Origin of the sequence: Paraburkholderia strydomiana (assembly GCF_031456815.1) — a bacterium.
Taxonomy (GTDB): domain Bacteria; phylum Pseudomonadota; class Gammaproteobacteria; order Burkholderiales; family Burkholderiaceae; genus Paraburkholderia; species Paraburkholderia caledonica.
In genome coordinates, this window is the sequence record NZ_JAVDVL010000003.1 from 56,857 (window position 1) to 76,134 (window position 19,278).

At 58.6% G+C, this 19,278-nt stretch carries 18 protein-coding genes; 9 read left to right on the top strand and 9 right to left on the bottom strand.

The annotated features are described in order from the left end of the window. The first annotated feature begins 23 nt into the window (after positions 1 to 23). Genes J2W46_RS09835 through J2W46_RS09850 form a run of 4 tightly spaced genes read left to right on the top strand, consistent with a single transcriptional unit; the run spans position 24 to position 4,594 of the window. Entirely contained in the window at positions 24 to 992 is a 969-nt protein-coding gene (locus J2W46_RS09835) for an HlyD family secretion protein (protein ID WP_310353218.1), read from the top strand. Then, complete coding sequence (locus J2W46_RS09840; protein WP_131319053.1) at positions 989 to 1,939, top strand: ABC transporter ATP-binding protein; 951 nt, start codon at positions 989 to 991, stop codon at positions 1,937 to 1,939. The genes J2W46_RS09835 and J2W46_RS09840 overlap by 4 nt, the downstream gene beginning before the upstream one ends. Next, positions 1,936 to 3,078, top strand: a complete 1,143-nt coding sequence (locus tag J2W46_RS09845) for an ABC transporter permease (RefSeq protein WP_310353225.1) — start codon at positions 1,936 to 1,938, stop codon at positions 3,076 to 3,078. The genes J2W46_RS09840 and J2W46_RS09845 overlap by 4 nt, the downstream gene beginning before the upstream one ends. A gap of 10 nt (positions 3,079 to 3,088) precedes the next feature. After that, on the top strand, positions 3,089 to 4,594 hold the full coding sequence (locus J2W46_RS09850) for an efflux transporter outer membrane subunit (protein ID WP_310354130.1): 1,506 nt from the start codon (positions 3,089 to 3,091) through the stop codon (positions 4,592 to 4,594). A gap of 23 nt (positions 4,595 to 4,617) precedes the next feature. Here J2W46_RS09850 and J2W46_RS09855 read toward each other — a convergent pair whose 3' ends face one another. Beyond that, positions 4,618 to 5,004, bottom strand: a complete 387-nt coding sequence (locus J2W46_RS09855; protein WP_310353228.1) for an ester cyclase — start codon at positions 5,002 to 5,004, stop codon at positions 4,618 to 4,620. Positions 5,005 to 5,184: 180 nt separating this feature from the next. On the opposite strand from J2W46_RS09855, the gene J2W46_RS09860 reads away from it, so the two are divergent. The 3 genes from J2W46_RS09860 to J2W46_RS09870 all read left to right on the top strand — a co-directional run bounded on the left by J2W46_RS09860 (position 5,185) and on the right by J2W46_RS09870 (position 7,169). After that, positions 5,185 to 5,382, top strand: a complete 198-nt coding sequence (locus J2W46_RS09860) for a hypothetical protein (protein WP_020068496.1) — start codon at positions 5,185 to 5,187, stop codon at positions 5,380 to 5,382. Positions 5,383 to 5,520: 138 nt separating this feature from the next. Then, the gene (locus tag J2W46_RS09865; protein WP_131319059.1) at positions 5,521 to 6,030 is read left to right on the top strand and encodes a phasin family protein; all 510 of its coding nucleotides are present in this window, start codon (positions 5,521 to 5,523) and stop codon (positions 6,028 to 6,030) included. 272 nt (positions 6,031 to 6,302) lie between these two features. After that, positions 6,303 to 7,169 (top strand): hypothetical protein, encoded by an 867-nt coding sequence (locus tag J2W46_RS09870; RefSeq protein WP_310353230.1) that lies wholly within the window; start codon positions 6,303 to 6,305, stop codon positions 7,167 to 7,169. Positions 7,170 to 7,197: 28 nt separating this feature from the next. Here J2W46_RS09870 and J2W46_RS09875 read toward each other — a convergent pair whose 3' ends face one another. The 4 genes from J2W46_RS09875 to J2W46_RS09890 form a co-directional block, all read right to left on the bottom strand. Further along, complete coding sequence (locus tag J2W46_RS09875) at positions 7,198 to 7,521, bottom strand: hypothetical protein (protein WP_087754332.1); 324 nt, start codon at positions 7,519 to 7,521, stop codon at positions 7,198 to 7,200. A 22-nt stretch (positions 7,522 to 7,543) separates the two neighbouring features. Then, positions 7,544 to 8,608: a sugar-transfer associated ATP-grasp domain-containing protein gene (locus tag J2W46_RS09880; RefSeq protein ID WP_027804713.1), complete on the bottom strand. Its 1,065-nt coding sequence runs from the start codon at positions 8,606 to 8,608 to the stop codon at positions 7,544 to 7,546. A gap of 79 nt (positions 8,609 to 8,687) precedes the next feature. After that, positions 8,688 to 10,064: an undecaprenyl-phosphate glucose phosphotransferase gene (locus J2W46_RS09885; RefSeq protein ID WP_020068491.1), complete on the bottom strand. Its 1,377-nt coding sequence runs from the start codon at positions 10,062 to 10,064 to the stop codon at positions 8,688 to 8,690. Between the two features lie 39 nt (positions 10,065 to 10,103). Further along, positions 10,104 to 11,618 (bottom strand): mannose-1-phosphate guanylyltransferase/mannose-6-phosphate isomerase, encoded by a 1,515-nt coding sequence (locus tag J2W46_RS09890; RefSeq protein WP_310353236.1) that lies wholly within the window; start codon positions 11,616 to 11,618, stop codon positions 10,104 to 10,106. 613 nt (positions 11,619 to 12,231) lie between these two features. Between J2W46_RS09890 and J2W46_RS09895 the strand changes: the two genes are divergently transcribed. Both J2W46_RS09895 and J2W46_RS09900 read left to right on the top strand, forming a co-directional pair. Beyond that, a complete protein-coding gene (locus J2W46_RS09895; RefSeq protein ID WP_020068488.1) occupies positions 12,232 to 13,479 on the top strand; it encodes an O-antigen ligase family protein in 1,248 nt (415 codons plus the stop codon). A gap of 78 nt (positions 13,480 to 13,557) precedes the next feature. Continuing rightward, positions 13,558 to 14,193: a phosphatase PAP2 family protein gene (locus J2W46_RS09900; protein WP_310353241.1), complete on the top strand. Its 636-nt coding sequence runs from the start codon at positions 13,558 to 13,560 to the stop codon at positions 14,191 to 14,193. On the opposite strand, the gene J2W46_RS09905 is transcribed toward J2W46_RS09900, so the two are convergent. The 4 genes from J2W46_RS09905 to J2W46_RS09920 are packed head-to-tail and all read right to left on the bottom strand — an operon-like array spanning position 14,169 to position 19,267. Then, on the bottom strand, positions 14,169 to 15,356 hold the full coding sequence (locus tag J2W46_RS09905) for a glycosyltransferase family 4 protein (protein ID WP_087754335.1): 1,188 nt from the start codon (positions 15,354 to 15,356) through the stop codon (positions 14,169 to 14,171). The genes J2W46_RS09900 and J2W46_RS09905 overlap by 25 nt on opposite strands. 52 nt (positions 15,357 to 15,408) lie before the next feature. Then, positions 15,409 to 16,725: a lipopolysaccharide biosynthesis protein gene (locus J2W46_RS09910; RefSeq protein ID WP_020068485.1), complete on the bottom strand. Its 1,317-nt coding sequence runs from the start codon at positions 16,723 to 16,725 to the stop codon at positions 15,409 to 15,411. Positions 16,726 to 16,753: 28 nt separating this feature from the next. Continuing rightward, positions 16,754 to 17,764, bottom strand: coding sequence for a glycosyltransferase family 2 protein (locus J2W46_RS09915; RefSeq protein WP_310353244.1), 1,011 nt, complete (start codon positions 17,762 to 17,764; stop codon positions 16,754 to 16,756). A 42-nt stretch (positions 17,765 to 17,806) separates the two neighbouring features. Then, a complete protein-coding gene (locus J2W46_RS09920; RefSeq protein ID WP_310353247.1) occupies positions 17,807 to 19,267 on the bottom strand; it encodes a hypothetical protein in 1,461 nt (486 codons plus the stop codon). Positions 19,268 to 19,278 lie beyond the last annotated feature (11 nt).

The window sequence follows — 19,278 nt, forward strand, 5'->3', positions numbered from 1 at the left end:
GCACGGAGAGTGGAACGAGATCAATGAAGAACTTCATCACATCAATCCGGCGGCCCGCATGGACGCTCTTCTTCGGCGTCCTGCTCATGGGGTGCTCGCATCGCGACGAGAATGCCTGTCAGGGCTATGTAGAGGGCGAGTATGTCTACCTGGGTTCGTCGCAGGCGGGCAAGCTCACGCAATTGCAGGTCACGCGCGGACAAACCGTCAAGGCAGACGCGCCGCTTTTCGCTCTGGACGTCGTCGACGAAACAGCCGCCCTGCAGCAGGCGCAGGAACAACTCGCGGCTGCGCGCTCTCAACTCGCCGATATTCAAACCGGCAAGCGCGTGCCGGAAGTCAACGTCAATCGTGCACAGCTGGCCCAAGCTGCCGCGAACGCGCGCAAGGCGGCGCTGCAACTCACACGCGACGAAGCGCAATACAGCGCAGGCGGCATCTCGAAAGCTCAACTCGACGATTCGCGTGCGAATGCGGACGCCACGTCAGCGCAAGTGCGTGAACTTACGAATCAGGTGCAAGTGGCGCGTTTGCCCGGCCGCTCGCAACAGATCAGCGCCCAGCAGGCGCAGGTCGCAGCGGCTGAAGCCGTGGTCGCGCAGGCGCAGTGGAAACTCGATCAGAAGCGCGTCAATGCGCCCGCCGACGGACTGATCTACGACACGCTCTATCGCAACGGCGAATGGGTGCCGGCGGGCAGCCCAGTTGTGCAGATGCTACCGCCGCAGAACATCAAGGTGCGCTTTTTCGTGCCCGAGACGCTGGTTGGCGCACTCACGCCGGGTCGCGAAGTAATCATGCATTGCGACGGTTGCGCGGCGGATGTGCCGGCAAAAATCACCTACGTTTCGAACAATGCGGAGTACACGCCGCCAGTCATCTATAGCAACGAAAGCCGTGCAAAGCTTGTTTATATGATCGAGGCGCACCCTTCCGTTGCGGATGCAACAAAACTTCATCCCGGTCAGCCGGTGACGGTGGTGCTCAAATGAGCAGTGACTCCGACTCCCGCGAGTACGTCATCGACGTGCATGAACTCAACAAGCATTTCGGCGACAAGCACGTCGTAAACAACGTTTCATTGCGAGTGGCGCGTGGCCAGATTTTCGGTTTCCTCGGACCGAACGGCAGCGGCAAGACCACGTGCATCCGCTTGATGTGCGGACTGCTCACGCCCGACTCAGGCACCGGCACCTGCCTCGGCTACGACATCCGTCGCGACAGTGCACAGATCAAGCGCAATGTCGGTTATATGACTCAACGGTTCTCGTATTGGGAAGACCTGACCATTCGGGAGAACCTCGACTTCGTTGCGCGCATTTACCAGATGCGCAACCGGCGCGAAACAGTCGATAAATCGCTCGAAGCACTCGGGCTGCAAAGCCGCGCGAATCAGTTGACAGGGTCGCTTTCTGGAGGCTGGAAGCAACGTCTCGCGCTTGCGGCATGCATGCTGCACGAACCCCGATTGCTGCTGCTCGACGAACCGACTGCGGGCGTCGACCCCACTGCACGCCGCGACTTCTGGGAAGAACTGCACCGCCTCGCGGCGCGCGGCATATCCGTACTCGTCAGCACACATTACATGGATGAAGCCGAGCGCTGCCACAAGCTCGCCTATATCGCCTACGGCAAGCTGCTCGCGCAAGGCACGTCGAAAGAGGTGATCGAGTCGCAGGATCTCGCGACGTGGTCCATTCAAGGCGAGCAGCTGAGCGAACTGTCGGAGAAGCTACGTGCAACGCCCGGCGTCGATCAGACCGTTGTATTCGGCGCCGCACTGCACGCGAGCGGGCGGGATCACGCGGCGCTCGAACGCGCCGTCAGGCAGGCCACCGCAGGCACGACACTTCGCATGGAGCCCATAGAAACAGGTCTTGAAGACGTATTCATCTATTTGATGAGCCATTCGAAAGACAACTTTGGAGCGCGAACGTGAGCACAGGTACTGCTTTTTCGTTGACGCGCTGGTGGAGTGTGGTACTCAAAGAGTTTCTGCAACTGCGGCGCGATCGCGTCACATTCGCGATGATCGTGGGTGTGCCCATTGTTCAACTCGCACTCTTCGGTTTCGCAATCAACACTGACCCGAAACATTTGCCCACTGCCGTCATCGTGCACGATCAGAGCGAGTTTTCGCGCAGCTTCGTTGCCGCAATGACCAACTCTGCTTATTTCGACATCGTCGAGACGCTGCCAGACGAAGAAGCCGGGCGCCGCGCGCTTGCGAGGGGCCGCGTGCAATTCGTGCTGAATATACCCGTCGACTTCTCCAGAAGGCTGGTGCGTGGGGAGCACCCGTCGCTGCTGCTCGAAGCCGACGCGACCGACCCTACTGCAACGCAAACCGCCGTTGCCGCGCTGCCGCACCTTGTGCAACCGGTCGCCGACAAGGACATCACAGGACCGCTCGCACATCTGAATGGCGGACAACGCGCATTTGGCGTTCAGGTTCACAATCTGTACAACCCCGAAGGCATTACCCAGTACAACGTCGTTCCCGGACTCATGGGCGTAATCCTGACGATGACACTCGTCATGATGACTGGCCTCGCCGTTACTCGCGAACGTGAGCGCGGCACCATGGAAAACCTGCTGGCTACGCCGGTTCTGCCGATCGAGGTCATGACCGGCAAGATCGTGCCGTACGTCGCCATCGGGCTTATCCAGGCATCGATCATTCTGTTTGCGGCGCGCTTTGTGTTTCATGTGCCTTTTGTCGGCAGCCTGATGGCGATCTACCTCGCCGCGCTGCTCTTCATTGCCGCGAACCTGACGGTAGGAATCACCCTGTCGTCGCTCGCACAGAATCAGTTGCAGGCCATGCAGCTTACTGTGTTCTATTTCCTGCCGAATATCCTTCTGTCCGGTTTTATGTTCCCGTTTGCGGGTATGCCGCAATGGGCTCAATTCATCGGCAACCTGTTGCCGTTGACGTATTTCAACCGGCTCATTCGCGGCATTTTGCTCAAGGGCGTCGGATGGGCGGACCTTTGGCCTTCGGTGTGGCCCATGACTCTGTTTACCGCCATCGTCATGGCAATTGCGCTGCGCTTTTATCGGCGCACGCTCGACTAGGAGAATGTTCATGAAAACACTTCTTCTTGCCTGCGCAGTGGCTTTGAGCGGCTGCACCGTGGGACCGGACTTTCAGGCACCGGCAGTACCGCGCACGCAAAGTTATACACGCGAGACATTGCCCGAGCGTACTGTCGAGTCCAACGGAGCGGCAGGCGCCGCGCAGAAATTCAGCCTCACGCCAAGGCCGACGTCGATGTGGTGGCGTCAATTCCAGTCAGACGCACTGAACCATCTCGTGGACGACGCATTGCGTGAAAGTCCGACGCTCGCGCAGGCGCGCGCCAAGCTGATAGAAGCGCGCGAAAATTACACCGCACTCGCGGGCGCTACGCAATTTCCGGGCATCGACGCAACTGTTTCGGGTGCAAGGCAAAAGGTAGACCCCGCAGCGTTCGGTATTCCGCATGTCGAGAACCCCGGGCCGTTCTCTTTATTTAGCACATCGGTCAGCGTTTCGTATGTGTTCGATATCTTCGGCGGCAATCGGCGCGCGCTTGAGGCAAGCATGGCCCAAGTCGACTACGAATCGTATGAGTTAGATGCCGCACGGCTCGCGATTGCGGGAAATGTGGTGTCTACCGCCGTGCGCCGCGCCTCGCTGCAACAACAAATAGCGCTCACGCAGCGGCTTGTCGACGCACAGGCACATCAACTGTCGATCATGGAAACGCGTTTAGCTGCCGGCGGCGTGTCGCAACTCGACGTACGCAGCCAGCGCACGCTGCTTGCACAAACTCGCGCGTCTTTGCCGCCGCTGGCAACTCAGTTAGCTGCTGCCGACCATCAGTTGGCCATTCTGCTCGGGAGAGCGCCATCTGAAGCGGATTTCGACACCCTTACTTTCGACGCGCTGCATCTGCCAGTCGATATTCCAGTGGCTTTGCCGTCAACACTCGCTCGTGCGCGGCCGGACATCCAGGCGTCGGAAGCTCTGCTGCATCAAGCCAGCGCAAATGTCGGCGTCGCCACGGCGAACCTGTATCCGCAATTCGTGTTGTCGGCGGGAATCGGCTCGGAACGCACGCGCATTAGCGACATTGTGAATGGCCTGAACGTGTGGAATATCGGCCTGAATCTGACTCAGCCGATCTTTCACGGCGGCGAACTGCACGCGAAGAAACGCGCGGCGCAGGCTGTGTACGACGCGGCATTTGCGAGCTATCGGCAAACCGTGCTGGAAGCATTGCAACAGGTCGCCGACTCGCTGACGGCAATGCAGAACGACGCACGAGAACTTCAGGCGCGCACCGAGGCCGCTCAGGAGGCCGAGGCGAGCCTTGGCGTTGCTGCTCAACAATATGCGGTCGGCGGAATCAGCCAGTTTGCTCTACTCGATGCTCAACGTCAGATGTTGCAAACTGCACTCGATCAAACGCGGGCTCAAGCAAACCGCTTCACCGACACCGCTGCGCTGTTTCAGGCGCTTGGCACGCAGCCTGACAGCCAGGCTGGGGGTTCGCCTGGGGATCCGCTTGGGAGTCCGCTTGGTAGTCCGCTTGGCAGCAACCCATAGCCGCCTGCTCGCTTTGCGTGGCATTACAACTGCGCTTCGATAGCCGCCTTATCGATCACGGACCACACCTGACCAATTCTTTCGCCGCGGAACTCGTAGAACACATTTTCGGTGAAAGTCACCGTTCTGCCGTTGACGTCGAGACCGAGAAATTTTCCTTTCGGTGTGCAATTGAAGCGCAGCCGTGCCGCTACATACGCGGGGTCGGTCACCATCAGTTCGATGTCGAAATGAAGGTCTGGAATCTCCGCAAAATTCCTCTCCAGCATCGTGCGATATCCCGACAAGCCGATCCGCTGATCGTTGTAGTAACCGTCGTCATGGACGAATTGCGTCAACCTGGTCCAATCCTGACTGTTAAGGCACGCAATGTAGCTTCGGTACACGTTTGATAGATCCGGCTCAGTCATGGCAAGTTTCCATTTCTCGTCCAAGTGAGTGGGTTCCAGCATAACCGCTCGAAAGCTGGAATTGCGTAGTCGCGTTTCTCGAAACGACGGTACTGCGCGCGGCATACGCATTGCTGTCTCGTCGCAATGCGGCGCGCTCCTTGCGTCGCCTCTCGCCTCAACAGACGTTATTTCACGACCATGAAAAATTCGGCTTTGTGGGTCACCGCGTGCGCAGCCGCGCTCGCGATCGCGCTGGCCGGCTGCAACCGCTCCGGTACTTCGTCGACAGATCAGGCGAGCGGTGCGGCCGCAGTAAGTGGTGCCGCGCAAAGCGGGCCTGCCGTGTCGGCGCCCGCCACTGCGGCAAGCGACGCGCCTGCAGGCGCAAGTCAATAGTAATTTGACGCTGGCAGCCGCGCCACTGGCGAATTGCCGACATGCGTTCGATCCGTTTGCATGGCGAGGAATAGCCGTTGCTTGAACACTGCGCGTTGTTGCGCATTCCCTCCCCCCGCACTGATACGGAGCACCCTTATGAACGCTGTTGTATTGACCCAGCCGGAAGTTGGCCACGAAGACAACGCAATTGTCGCCTACCAGATGGCGGCGAAAGCAGTTGCCGGACTCGAGAAAGTGGTCGAATTGAATGTGCAGACCGTCAAGACGTCCTTGTCCGAGCAGCAAGCGCTTGTCGATGCCGCGCTTTCTTCGGTATCGCTGGATCAGGTGATCGATCTGCAATTCCAGCAAGTCCCCGCCGCAATGAAGAAGACCTGCGCGTATTGGGGGCATGTCGAAGACATCGCCGTGGATACGCATAACGAGCTTGCAGGTGTGCTCCAGGACAGCGTAAGCAGCTACCTGTCCACGCTGTTTTCGTTTTTTGGCAGCGCCGCTTCGATCGGCATTGCACCGGCGGAACGCACCACCGTAACAAGCCCGCTCGTGATCGACGAACCGCCAGCCACGCAAAGTGGACCTGTCGCAATCCTGGACAGTGCTGGCAATGTCGTGTCGTCCACAGGGCGAACCGATCTGCACTGACATAGCGCAAGGTGGCGCGGCTAAGGCGTGTTCGCCTGCCGCGCCCTCGCGGCCGATGGCGACGTGAAAGGGCGTTAACGGCCATTACACTCAACGTTTCGCGACAAATGTCCTACATTTAGGGTCTTTACTAATATCAAAATCTGTCGCGTGTTTATCATTGGGCCACATGCATTCCAGGCAGAGGCGCGTGCGCCGTCCGCCCTCTCGGGTCCGATCAGTTTCGGGCCCCGCCTGCTTCCCACCGCACCAAATTTCCCAATGGATAGACTATGAGTAGCGCACGTTTCGCGTCGTTTTGGCATGGCCCAGAGCTTTCAGCCTATGAGGTAGCCTGTTTGAGTTCGTTCACCGCCTATGGCAGTGATGTCGCGCTTTATACCTATGGCGAGGTAGAGAACGTACCCAAGGGCGTGGTCGTCAAGGACGCAAGCGAAATTGTGAAGTCCGACGCGTTAACAGCATTTTCTATTGACGGTACCCCGTCAATGGCGCATTTCACCGATTATTTTCGCTTCGTCATGTTTACGAAGACGGACGAAATCTGGGTTGACACCGACATGCTGCTTTTGCGCGCGTTTGATTGCAGCCTGGAGGGCAACATTATCGGCCGGGAGTCGGCCACCAGCATCTGCACCGCTCTGCTGCGCCTCGATCCCGCCGATCCGCGCCTGCTTGAGCTTTTACAACGGATCGAGGCGATGAAAGGCACCTCCATAAAATGGGGTGACACAGGTCCGCGTTTGCTGACGTCCGTATATGGCGTAAATGCGGGAGTACCAGAAAGCGACTTCTATCCTGTACATTTCGACGATTACTACAAGGTATTTCTTCCGCAGTACTTCGACGAGTGCGCAGCGTTGTGCGCCAATTCGTACTCGCTGCACCTCTGGAACAATCGCGTTGTGAAGATGGGTTTGTTCAAAAGAGTCGGACCGCCGCGCGGCTCATTTCTTCATTACGTCTTCGAGCAAATCGGTGCGAACAGACTTTTCCGGGAGTTTTATCCCGCGAATGTCATGCAGGCGATGATAGATAACGTCGAGCAAAAGGTCGGGCGCGACGAGGGCTTCCGCAAGCTCTTGCAGATTGGCATGCCGGTCGTAAAGACGGCAATTGTGAAGCGTCTGGGGGTTTGAACACTTGAGCGGCCGCGTGGCCGTTCGGTCATGCGCCTCGCGCGACTTCGATAAGCTCCTTCACTCGCCGCGCGATATTCGTCAACAGACCCTGCGACGACCCGCCCTGCTGCTGACGGTGCGGCATGCGCTGCAAGTCTTCCCAGTCGCTCTCCAGCGCGCGGGCGTGGCCCTCCGGCGGGAACGGCCATTCCATTGCGACCGCGCGCGCATGCGCGGCGCTCTGAGCTTGCCCTGAGCGCTCCACATACGCATTGATAGCCGACGCTTCACGCTGCGCCGCTTCTCGCGAAGCCATAGCAATGAAGTCGTCGGGTCCCTCAATATGGACGCACCACAATTGTTCGCTCACGCGCGTTCCTCGCTGAATACCGTCATAAGGCGCTACCCTTCAGCAGTTCCCACTTCAGGTCCTGAAAGCAGGGACCCTGGGTCGCCTCACTGAACTTCACATCGTTGTGTTCGCCGTTCCATTCCATGATCTGCACCTTGCCGTCACTGTCGACTGTCACGTCCCACCCAATGCATCGCGCAAACGGCACCTTGCGATGGAGTTGCAGAACGGTATCAATGCAATCGCTGAACGCAGGCATTTTCAGTCCGGCGAACCTGACTTTGGAATCGGGGTGCTCTTCAGTCGCGCCCCAATCGCTCATGAAGCCTTTGCGAGCGAATTCACCCGTTACCAGGTCCACGGGCACACAAACTTCGTCGTCCACCGTGATATGGGTATGACTCGCCCTGCCCACGCGCAAAAATGCGGCGCGCAGCGAGGCGCGGCCAAGGTCGTCCACCGCCGTGGTGAGGCGTAAGGTCGCGACCGAGTTGGCAGCGAACGCGCTCAGCAATGGATGCTGAACGATGAACTTCTGTATTACTCCGTTGCCGAGCGATTTGATGAGATCGCAGTCGAACGACTTTCGGTCGAAGAAATGAATGCCTTTGCCTTGCCCTGAGCCGTCCAGTTTGAAGACGACCTTATCGCAGTCGCGGAACACCGCGTCTTCGAGCTCGCGCTCCGGAACCACCACGTTGCGGTCCGTAAAGAACAGGCCATTCGCGAAGTAGGCAATGTCGGGAAACGCGTCACCGCCGAAGATAACCCGCGACATGGGCTTCAGGTTCGAGATCCTGCCGTAGCCGCCTTTCATATTGGGCACGACCACGCCGCCGTAAAAGTTGTCGGGGATCCAGCCTTCCTTGAACGTGCCGCTGAACGCAGCGTAAACGCGAAGCCAGGGTGCGTAGATCGCATCGCCGAATACGTCGAGTGCATACGTATCGGCCTGCTTGAGAGTAGCCGGGTCCGCTGGTCCGTATTTCTTCTCCAGTTGCCGCAGGACGCGCTTAGCCTGCACGCCATGCACCCGGTGGAATGCGTATCGCCCCACGCTCTTTATTGAACGTCTGGCTACTGTCTCAACGTCGATCAGTTTCATAGTCCCCTCCCCCTTCTGATTATGCTTAAGCTCCGCACGCACTTCACTGCATTACTGGGGCCTCGATCCAACGGACGGATCAGTAAGCGTTGGGATGATGCAGCCCCTTGAATACAGTCGCGAAAATGATCTTGACGTCGAGCGCGAACGACCAGTTCCGAAGATAGTACAAATCGTGCGCTACGCGGCCCTCCATCTTCTCGATGCGGTCCGTCTCCCCGCGAAAGCCATTGATTTGTGCCCACCCGGTGATACCGGGCTTGATCCGATAGCGGTGAATATAGCCCGATACGATGTGCTGATAAAGGTCGTCGTGCTCGAGCGCGTGCGGCCTCGGCCCCACTACGGACATGTCGCCACGCAGCACGTTGAAGAACTGCGGCAACTCGTCAAGGCTCGTACGCCGCAAGAATCGTCCGACCCGCGTGATGCGGGGGTCGCCACGCGTAGCCTGTTCAAGCACTCCTTCCTTCTTCGCATGCAAGCGCATACTCCGGAACTTGTAAATCATAAAGACGCGACCGTCCGCGCCCTTTCGGCATTGCTTGAAGAACACAGGACCCGGCGAACTGAGCTTCACCGCTATCGCACACGCGAGAAGAATCGGCGAGACAGCAATCAACGCAATCAGTGCGAAGATGCGATCGAACAGTTCTTTTTTCACGAGAGCGTTCGGCGGCAATGGTGAGGCGGCCAGGTTGATGGTTGGAAAGCCGAGCAACTCGGTCACGCTTCCATCGAAAAGGGCAAGCGCCCGGACATCCGGCATGAAGCGCACATTGATCAGATCGTTGCGGAATTCATCGACCAGTTCCAGAATCGCGCGCTCTTCCGACAAAGGCAACGCCAGCCACACTTCGTCTATCTGCTGTTCGCGCACGTATTTCGCAAACGCGGCGCGCTGCTCGAACACAGGCACGGACATCGTGGTTTCCTTGTCCGGACGCAGGTTGTAGACAGCGTTTGCACGAAAGCCTGCGGCCGGCTCCATCTCCATCTTGCGCAAGATTTCGTCGCAATGTTCTCCGCACGCGGCGACAGCGACCTTCTGGAGATTCAACCCTGCGTTGCGCACTCGACCGAGGAGAACGTGGGTCACCATGCGCCCCGCGATCATTGCGCCGCCAGCGATGCCAGTCCAGTACACAAACCATAACCGGGAGACGAAATCGATGCGGTGCAACGAGAACATCAACGCGAGTGCGCAGGCCTGCACCACGAGCCAGCCAAGCGCCACCTGCCCGGCGAGAACGCGTTTCGACCGGCCGCGCCACGACTGATAGACGCCCAGCGCCGGAAACACGGCGAGCGAAAACGCCGCCGCGAACGCGACAAATGCCAGGTAGAAGTTTCGTTGCGCGAAATCGTCGAAGCGAATGTGAGACGCGGCAACCGCGCCTCCGAGGATCATCGCCACATCGAACAGCCTGGCCATCAGACCTGTGATCAATCGCATAGCAGTTCCCTCGTACGCTCTCTGGTTCGCCACGGCCGATCAACCAGCACGGCCATACTTGTCGTCGAATCGAACGATGTCGTCTTCGCCGAGATAGGTTCCGGACTGCACTTCAATGATCTGAAGCGGAACGCAACCGGGATTCTCGAGCCGGTGACGAATACCCAGCGGGATATACGTCGACTCGTTTTCGCCAAGAAGGAATTGTTCTTCGCCGCGCGTGACGAGCGCGGTACCGCTCACCACGATCCAATGCTCTGCGCGGTGATGGTGCATCTGCAGCGACAGGCGCGCGCCCGGCATCACAACAATTCGCTTCACCTGGAAACGGTCGCCCTGATCGATCGAATCGTAAAAGCCCCACGGGCGACGCACCTTTCTGTGCGCATCCGCTTCGGGTGACTTCTCCGCCTTGATACGCGACACGAGTCCCTTGATGTCCTGCACGTGCGAACGGTCAGCCACCAGAACGGCGTCGTCCGTCTCGACGACAATCAGATCGTTCGTACCGACGCACGCGAGCAGTCGGCCGCCTTGCGAGCGAGCGTAAGTTGCAGTCGCACCTTCGAAGAGGACACGCCCGCTCGATGCGTTGCCGCAATCGTCCTTTTCCATCGCCTGCCACACGGCGTCCCACGACCCCAGATCCGACCAGCCGGCCTCGAGCGGCACGACCACGCCCGAGAATGGCGATTCGGGCTTCCCTAGATGTTCCATGACTGCGTAGTCGATCGAGTCCGACGGCGACTGCAAGAACGCTTCTGCGTCGGGAACGACACAGCCGTCGGTGACCTTGGCGCCTTCATAAGCTCGCACGCAGGCATCGTGTATTTGCGGCTGGAACTGACGGATCACGGAGAGCCATACGGATGCACGTACTACGAACATGCCGCTGTTCCACCAGTAATTGCCGGACTCGACGTACTGCGCAGCCAACTCGGGCGCCGGCTTCTCGACAAAACGTTCGATTCGATGTGCGCCGTCCGACAGTGCACTGCCGAGACGGATATACCCAAAGCCTGTGTCCGGGCCGGTAGGCGGAACGCCCAGCGTGGCAATAGCGCCCGCGTCCGCGTGGCGAGCCGCAATTTCAATTGCCTTATGGAGCGCCGTCAGATCTGCAATCGCATGGTCCGCAGGCATCGCGACGAGAATTACGTCCGTGCCTTCAGATGCTGCAGTCAGCGCGGCAAGGGTCAGGGCAGGTGCTGTATCGCGGCGACCGGGCTCGACGACGATACGGGCGTTCACGCCACTTTCGCGAGCCTGCTCAGAAGTTGCGAAATAATGTTCGGCACCGCACACAATTACCGGATCGGGCACGACGCTCCATAGTGGATTGAAGTCGTCCATCCGGTTCATCGTGGCCTGCAACAACGTCTTGTCGCCAATCACATCGATCAGCTGCTTCGGGAACTGCTCACGCGACACAGGCCATAGACGCGTGCCCGAGCCGCCTGCGAGAATGACTTGCGCGAGCGGGGGGCATTCCTGCGATGCTACGTGCTGAGCTTCGAAGTCGGTCTCGCCGGCGGTTGCAAAAAATTTATCCATTTATCGCTCCAAGACATATGGGCCGGACAGCGATTAATCGCATAAGCGCCGACGAAATACGCTATACGTCGGCACTTTCCGGTCTCACATGTGATCAATGACGGGGTGTGGGCATCAACGGGCTACGCGAGCCGTTCTGTCCGCGTAAAGCAAGGATGCACACCGGGTTCTCGTCCGTGAGCGTCCACCCTTGGGCACTCAGGCAGCAGCGGGTCGCTCACGAAAAAACAAACGGCATACATATCGGCGTGGCGCCAGAATGCAGATGCCACTGAAGCATTACTCGATGTGATCAATCATAGACACCTCACGCTGCACCACAGCAATCGTGGCGCGAACAGTTGAGGTTTTGGCCAGCGTGGTGGCATTAGCGAGCGCGCCCGTCTGCGAGACCATTGTTATCGCCCGCCGTCTGTGCGGCAGCGCGTGGAAATCAGTGCCTATACGTGGTACCTTCATGGGTGCTTGGGTAGCTCATTCATCCATACGCAGGACCCAATTCAATTCAGGTTCGTCGCCCCGCTGCGGCGCGCCGCATCTCCAACCAGGTTGTGTTCGCACGTAATGGCCATGTCATTGCAGGCTATGCGCCATTTGTTTTTCGGGAGTCGCAATGGCTTACATTTCGCTACTTGCGTTGTTTCTTACTGTTACGAATCTCGTGCCACTTAGCGCGGTCGGCTTTGTACCGATCGTTCTTTACTCATGGCGTTTTTTTGGCCGGCGCTATCCGGCTTTTATTACACCATTGACGGCACTCACCGCCTTTATCGTCGTATCCACGCTGCTTTACGATCCGAAATCGTTTACCGAATTCGAGTTTTACCGGCGCGACGGCAACTTCTTCATTTCCTACGCTCCCATTTTTGCCGGTTGCCTCTATGTGCATCGGCTGGATCTGAACAAAGTGCTTCGCACGTTCTTCATCTTCGCGGTCGGGATCAACATTCCGCCATACGCTTACTACGTCGTCGAGACCGGCATTCTGAGCATCTTCACGAACCCGGACAACAGCTTCGGCAGTTACTTCATCGCGCGCAACGCAGCGGGCGGATTCTTCGCCATGCTGTTCTGCCTCGGTGTTGGATGCTATCTGCAAAAGCGCAGCAAACTGCTGCTCGCGCTGATCGCGGCCAACGCAATGATGCTGTTTTCAACATACAGCCGTGGCTCGCTGCTCGGTGCCGCAGCAGTACTGCCATACCTGTACTTCGGCCGTAAGCGCTGGCTACTGGCTGTGTTGATGGGCGGTCTGATTGCGGGCTCCCTTGCAATGGCCTTCTTCCATACCGACGGGACCATCGACTACATGGGCTACCCATTCAATATCCACAATCAGGATGCCAAGGTCGCCAACCTCAACATCCGCTATGAATGGCTGTGGCCGCGCGCCCTCGCCTATTTTGAGCAAAGCCCGATCGTGGGCCTTGGCTTCGGTTCATTCGACGATCACATCGGCACTGTAACGTCGTACTTTCACCTGTTCGGTGCACCTTCCGACATCGTGGTCGAACACAGCGATTCGCACGCTCATAACTCTTACCTGAATGCGCTCGCCGAAACGGGTGTGGTGGGCCTGTTCCTCACGCTGACTTTCTTCTGGAAGCTGGTGGAGTGGAGTAAAGATGGAGCGGCTGCCAGCGCGTTGGTCGGAGGCGGCCAGAACTTTTCCGCGTTCCGCTTCGTCGAAATCTCGTCCGTGTGTTTGCTGGTCATGGCGGCAACAGAGCATCGGCTCGTATCGCCTTCGAACGTTTTGATACTCTCGCTCGTCATCTCCCTGCTGCTGGCGTCACAATCCGCCAATGCGATCACTGCGGAATTCAATCGGCGCAAATCGCTGGCCCGCCGTCGCGTCTAAGAAGTTGCTACGCCTGCTGCGCTATAGCGGGAACGACAGTTCCCCGCTATAGCGAAACCCAACAAGAACGGGAACCCTATGTGGACAGTATTCACCAACATAGGCGATGCCGCCGTCACCTTACCCGTGGCCGCTGTCTGCGCCTGCTGGATCGCTCTCTTTAACGTCAAGCTCGCCTTCCGGTGGATCGTGATGCTTTCTGCCGGCATCGCCATTGTCGGCGCGAGCAAGATCTTCTACGCCGGCTGGGGCATCTCTCTTCCCGCTTCGCATTTCCGCGTGATTAGCGGCCACGCGATGCTGTCGACATGCGTGTGGATGGTCGCGCTCGCACTGCAATTGAAGTGGTGGCGTCTGCCGCCGTCGCTAGGAATTGCAGCTGGAATGGGAATCGGCGCGCTAACGGGCGTATCGCGCCTGATGGACCTCTCGCATACGTTGCCGGAGGTGATTGCAGGGTGGATTCTTGGCGCGATCGTAGGCCTGATGTTCCTGCGAAAGGCCCTTTCCGAGCAGTCCGAACGTGCGCGGCCCGCGTGGTTGGCCGCGAGCCTTCTGTTCGTGTGCGCGCTCGCCTATGGACACCAGGCGCCGCTTCAGCGGCTTATTGAAACGCGGTCACCGCAAATACACAGCCACGCTCACTCGATCATGGCTCTTGCAGGCCGCGTCAAATATCGCATTCAAACTTACGAAGGCACGCTCGCCAGATGACGTTCGTCGACAGCCCGCTCGCGCACGAGGTACGGGCGGAGCTGTTCGATTGAGCTGCGCAGAAGCCGTGCGTCAATGAAATCCGTCAATGCGGTTTTAAAGTTCTCAGTCGAGAACCGTTCGGCATTCTGGCGGCAATTGACCGGGTCGAACAACGTAGCATTGCGCTCAAACCGTGTTACTGCTTCGAGCAAAGACTCAGCCGTTTGCTCACCGAAGAAGACACCGGTTGGCTGCTCAAGTGGCAAGCCTACAACCGATTCCAGTGCGCCTCCCCTGCCGAACGCGATCACAGGCGTTCCGCACGCCTGAGCCTCCACCACGGAGATGCCGAAATCTTCTTCTGCAGCGAACACAAAAGCGCGAGCGCGCCGCAGATGATCGACCAGCACTTCCAGAGGCTGGTGGCCGAGTATCGTCACGTTGGGGCCCGCGACCGCCTTTATGCGCTTCATTTCCGGGCCGTCGCCGATCACCACGAGCTTGCGCTCCGGCGTCTGCGAGAAAGCCCGCACGATCAGGTCTATGCGCTTATACGGCACCATGCGTGATGCGGTCACGTAGAAGTTCTCTTTCTGCGTGCACATGACCATGTTGTCGAGATCGACCGGCGGATAGATAACCGTAGCGTCGCGCTGATACGCCTTCCTGATTCTTCGCGCAATGAAGTGCGAATTCGCAAGCAGATGGTCCACGCCATTCGCCGAACGCGAATCCCAGCCGCGGATGTAGTGCAACAGCGCACGGGCCATGATGGACTTGAGGCCCTTGTTCAGGTGCGATTCGCGTAGATACTGATGCTGGAGATCCCACGCATAGCGAATCGGCGAATGCACATAGCTGATATGAATCTGATTGGGGCCCGTCAGCACGCCCTTGGCCACCGCGTGCGAACTCGAGATAACGAGGTCGTATGCAGACAGGTCCAGTTGTTCGATTGCGATCGGCATCAACGGCAGATATGCACGATAGCGTTTCCGCGCAAAAGGCATCTTCTGAATGAACGACGTGTTGACGGGCTTGCCCTTCACACAATCGCGATCTTCGAGAAAGTCGACAATCGAGAAGATGTCCGCTTTCGGGAAACATTCGACGATGCTCTTTAAAACCTTCTCTGCGCCGCCCGAAACCACGAGCCAATCGTGAACAATAGCGACTTTCACTTCAACCTCCTGTGAGATTACGCGCCGGACGCTTCAGCGCCGGCAATCCGGTTCAGTCGTCCTTGGTCGCGCCTGCCTGGGCTCTTGCGCCCCATGCAAGCCCCAGCATTCCTGCAGCGCGCCGCGCGCCCGGCACGAGCCCAACCAATTCGAGCCGGACCATGATGACCATCAGGATCACGGCGAGGGTCGCCTCGCCGATGACCCGCGCAGTTGCCATGCCAATTGCTCCGAAGCGCGGCGCGAGAAGCAGCGCCGCGGCCAGATTGACGAGGCCGGAGGCTACACCTGCAAACGCAAGCAGCCGGTCCTTTCTGCGCGGAACGAATACATAGAACGCGACGAACTCGTTGAATGCGACGAACGGGAACATCCACGCGAAACATTGAAGAACTCGAGCGGCAGGCTCGAACGCCGGCCCGAGAATCAGCGGCAAGACAAAGGGCGACAACGTCATTGCGCCGCAAAAAACGAGTAGGCCATAGCCGAGCAGAAGCGCCGCGCCCTGGCGAGTGGTCGCATGCGCGCCGTCCTTGTCGCCTTGAGCAAGCTGCCGCGAAATCGTCGGGACGAATACCTGCGATGCGGGGCCCATCAGGCTGAGCGCAATAGTCGCGAAGCGCTCAGCCGCGCCGAAATACCCAACCTGAGCAGGCGTGGACAACAACGTCAGCAGATACGTCGACGACGCCGTGAGTACCACGGAGCCCGACGAATAGCAGAACAGCATCGTCGAGCTGCGAATCAGCGGCATCACGCCTTCTAGTTTCAGACGCGGCAATCCCAGTTGTGATGTGGTAATGCCATACGAAATGATCGACGACGCCACTCCCGCAATCAGCAGGCTCGCAAGCACCCACACCGAATCTGAGGGTTCCTTCACGAAGCTCAGCACCAGCACGAGGCTCACAGCGAAGCCGAAGACCTCGATCATGATCGGGGTACGAAAACGCTGACGCCCCTGAAATAGCCAGCCCAGATTCAGCGCCGAGACGATGCCGAGCAATGTAGCCAGTACACCGATAAGAGGTCGCTCAGACAATGTCGGCGAGCACATGGTGGCGACGAGGCCGATGCATCCGCCCAGCGCGGCCAGCAAGAGCCGCGCGCTGACGTGCAGCGAGTAGATGGAATTGCACTCTTGCACCGAATGCGCCTTCGAGACTTCGCGCATTCCAACAAACGTGAATCCGTAGCTCACGAGCATCCAGATCACGTTCATAAGCGACATTGACGCGAGCACTCGCCCGTACTCGGACACGCCGAGAATTCTTCCGTAAAACGGCACCACGATGATGAGGTACACGTACCTCATCAAATATCCGCCGTAAACAAACGCAATGACGCTTGCGTTGTCTCGTCTTTCCATTCCGTTCTCCAATTGCGTATTCCTGACTTCAGCGCTGCGCCACGCGTCTGCGTGCGAGCGGGTTCGATATGTAGCGAACGACGAAGTCAGAAAGTGGCGAGTACGGTACGAGGCACAGGCCGGAAAGAAACAGCGTGCCGAACTTCTTCTTCACGCTCCAGAAAGGGTTAGCTACGATCGCATGCAGGTAGCCGCGCGAATCGTGCAACATCCAGCGCCACCGATGAACGAGCGTCGCCCGATACACGCTTGAACAGAAGATTGCCTTCTCGTGGCCAAAATCATGAAATGTCGCGGGCAACTCGATCTCCAGACGCGACCTCGCAACATTTCTCAGGATCGCCCAGCGCATGCCCAGCGCCTTCGGCGCCTTGGAAATCTGCTCGGAATTGGCGAAGGACACCGTGCCGCCGTCGGCGTTATGCACGCGATAGCCGCCGAGCGACTTGCGCACCGTGGCCACCGGGCCGACTAATGCAGCGCCGTAGATCGCGAAGAAGTCGGCGCCGTAGCGATTGATTCCCGGCGCCGGAATGGGAAACACCTGCTTGAGTGCGCTTACGCGATACGCGTTGCCAGAGGCCGGCGGCGACGGATAGAGCCAGCCCGCCTGCAGAAGTTCTCCGCAGTTGGCGGGCGGTTCGGTGTTCGGCACGTAAGCCCCTGTCGCCGCTCCGCTGGCGTCCATGACGTCGAGCCGGAACTGCACCTTCGCCCAGGAGCCGCTGTTAAAGACCTGCATTACTTCCGACACGGCGCTCGGATACAGGATGTCGTCCGAATCGAGAAGGATCGCGTATTCCGTTTCCAGCGTACTGATCGCGTGGTTGTATGCGGCAACCTGGCCGCCGTTTTCCTGGAAGATCGCGGTAATTCGGCTACCGTAGCTTTCTATGATTTTCCGCGATCCGTCAGTCGAACCGTCGTCGAGCACGACAACCTGCGTGCCTGGATAGTCCTGGTTGAGCGCGGAATCGATCGCGGCCGCTAGATAGCGTTCGTAGTTGTAGTTGCATATGACAACTGTGACCTGGTTCATGGCATTCGACGCTATTTTGAAGTTTTCGGTGAGTCGGAATTGCTACGCAAGCGAGCGGACGGCGATATAAGCAAGGTGGGTTGGCGGATCGTTTTCGGCGCCATTGACCTTGTCCGGCACCTTGAATCGCAGTTGCAAACCGTCGTTACTCCATGTGGTCGTAATGGCATCAGGTGCACTTACTGTGCCCGTCACCGCGTCTATGAAATCAATCTTTACTTCTCGGCCCGAAGGCCGCTTAAGCCCCGCCACTGTGACAGCCCGCCAGCCCGCGGATCCATTGACCTGCAGCACGATGTCATTGCCGGAGCGCAGACCGCTGCCGGATGCGCCTGGACCAAATTGCAACGGGTTCGTCAAACTTGCCAGCGAGCCCGAAACAGTCTGATGAAGTACGACGAGGCTTCTGCCCGACGCGTTGTAGGTCCGCCTAGGTGGACCGCGATGAGTTAGACGGAACGGCTCGTATCCGTCCCAGTGATAGATCATGGACACGTACTTGTTGGGTTCGTTCCAGTTCCGATCGAGCGCCCACACCGCGAAGTCGAAGAAGTACTCCGCCAGGTAATGCGGATTCTTCATATACGCATCGCCGATTTCGGTCTGCCAGATACCGCGCGCCGGGCCGTTCTTCACGTACTGCTGATACAGCGGATCGAGATCGGCGACGCCCAGGTAGTGCGTGTCGAGATAGTCGACCCAGTCCAGCATGCGTTCATTCGAAGCGGGACTTCGGTACTCGAGCCACTTGCAGAAGTTGGACACGCCGCCCTGATCGGGCCAGCCGCCGTAGACGATATACGCGTTGTACTTCCGGATGATGCGGGCGGCAGGCAGATGCACACGTTCAACGTAGTCCTGCATCGCACGGTCGTACGGCTTCGCGTGCTTTTCATCCTTGTTGAAGTTCGGACCGTGCCAGAAGGTAGCCTGCGGTAAACCGCCGGACAATTTCCCGGCCGCCTCGTTCCAGATCTGGAAATAGCGCAGGTTGAACGGCGGTGCGGAGTACTTGCGCACAACTGCCTCGACGTAACGGGTCCACGCCCGGACATCCACGGGCGCAGAATTGCTGTCACCGGGCACGGTGGCATTCCACGGCGGCGTATAGCCAAGCAGCAACAGCGACTTAATGCCATTGCGGTTGTTCAGCAGCAGCGCTGACGGAAGATCGTTGTCGAACTGCGATCCAGTCTTGTCGACACGCATGGGCTCAGCGGGTGAATCCGGCTGACCGGGGCCAACCGAATCGCGCCCCCAGGTGATGCCCATTTGCCGCCACATCTCGACGTCGTTGCTTGCGCCAGCCCATCCATTCGAGCCGATCAGGTCCGTGATCCTGCGACCTCCCGTACTTCCCGTACTTCCCGAACTTCCCGCTTGCGGCACTGTACCGGCCGACGACGAAGTCTTGCCGCGCGCAAGCGGTATGGCCGCACCAAAAAGGGCGGCGATTGTTCCCAACGCCCGACGTCTGCCGACACTCTTTCGAATGCGAAACATTGGCCTGCCTA

Coding starts and splice junctions, on each gene's coding strand:
- J2W46_RS09915 (WP_310353244.1), bottom strand. CDS start 17,764: ATGAACCAGGTCACAGTTGTCATATGCAACTACAACTACGAACGCTAT.
- J2W46_RS09860 (WP_020068496.1), top strand. CDS start 5,185: ATGAAAAATTCGGCTTTGTGGGTCACCGCGTGCGCAGCCGCGCTCGCG.
- J2W46_RS09850 (WP_310354130.1), top strand. CDS start 3,089: ATGAAAACACTTCTTCTTGCCTGCGCAGTGGCTTTGAGCGGCTGCACC.
- J2W46_RS09835 (WP_310353218.1), top strand. CDS start 24: ATGAAGAACTTCATCACATCAATCCGGCGGCCCGCATGGACGCTCTTC.
- J2W46_RS09890 (WP_310353236.1), bottom strand. CDS start 11,618: ATGGATAAATTTTTTGCAACCGCCGGCGAGACCGACTTCGAAGCTCAG.
- J2W46_RS09840 (WP_131319053.1), top strand. CDS start 989: ATGAGCAGTGACTCCGACTCCCGCGAGTACGTCATCGACGTGCATGAA.
- J2W46_RS09900 (WP_310353241.1), top strand. CDS start 13,558: ATGTGGACAGTATTCACCAACATAGGCGATGCCGCCGTCACCTTACCC.
- J2W46_RS09865 (WP_131319059.1), top strand. CDS start 5,521: ATGAACGCTGTTGTATTGACCCAGCCGGAAGTTGGCCACGAAGACAAC.
- J2W46_RS09885 (WP_020068491.1), bottom strand. CDS start 10,064: ATGCGATTGATCACAGGTCTGATGGCCAGGCTGTTCGATGTGGCGATG.
- J2W46_RS09910 (WP_020068485.1), bottom strand. CDS start 16,725: ATGGAAAGACGAGACAACGCAAGCGTCATTGCGTTTGTTTACGGCGGA.
- J2W46_RS09855 (WP_310353228.1), bottom strand. CDS start 5,004: ATGACTGAGCCGGATCTATCAAACGTGTACCGAAGCTACATTGCGTGC.
- J2W46_RS09870 (WP_310353230.1), top strand. CDS start 6,303: ATGAGTAGCGCACGTTTCGCGTCGTTTTGGCATGGCCCAGAGCTTTCA.
- J2W46_RS09920 (WP_310353247.1), bottom strand. CDS start 19,267: ATGTTTCGCATTCGAAAGAGTGTCGGCAGACGTCGGGCGTTGGGAACA.
- J2W46_RS09895 (WP_020068488.1), top strand. CDS start 12,232: ATGGCTTACATTTCGCTACTTGCGTTGTTTCTTACTGTTACGAATCTC.
- J2W46_RS09880 (WP_027804713.1), bottom strand. CDS start 8,608: ATGAAACTGATCGACGTTGAGACAGTAGCCAGACGTTCAATAAAGAGC.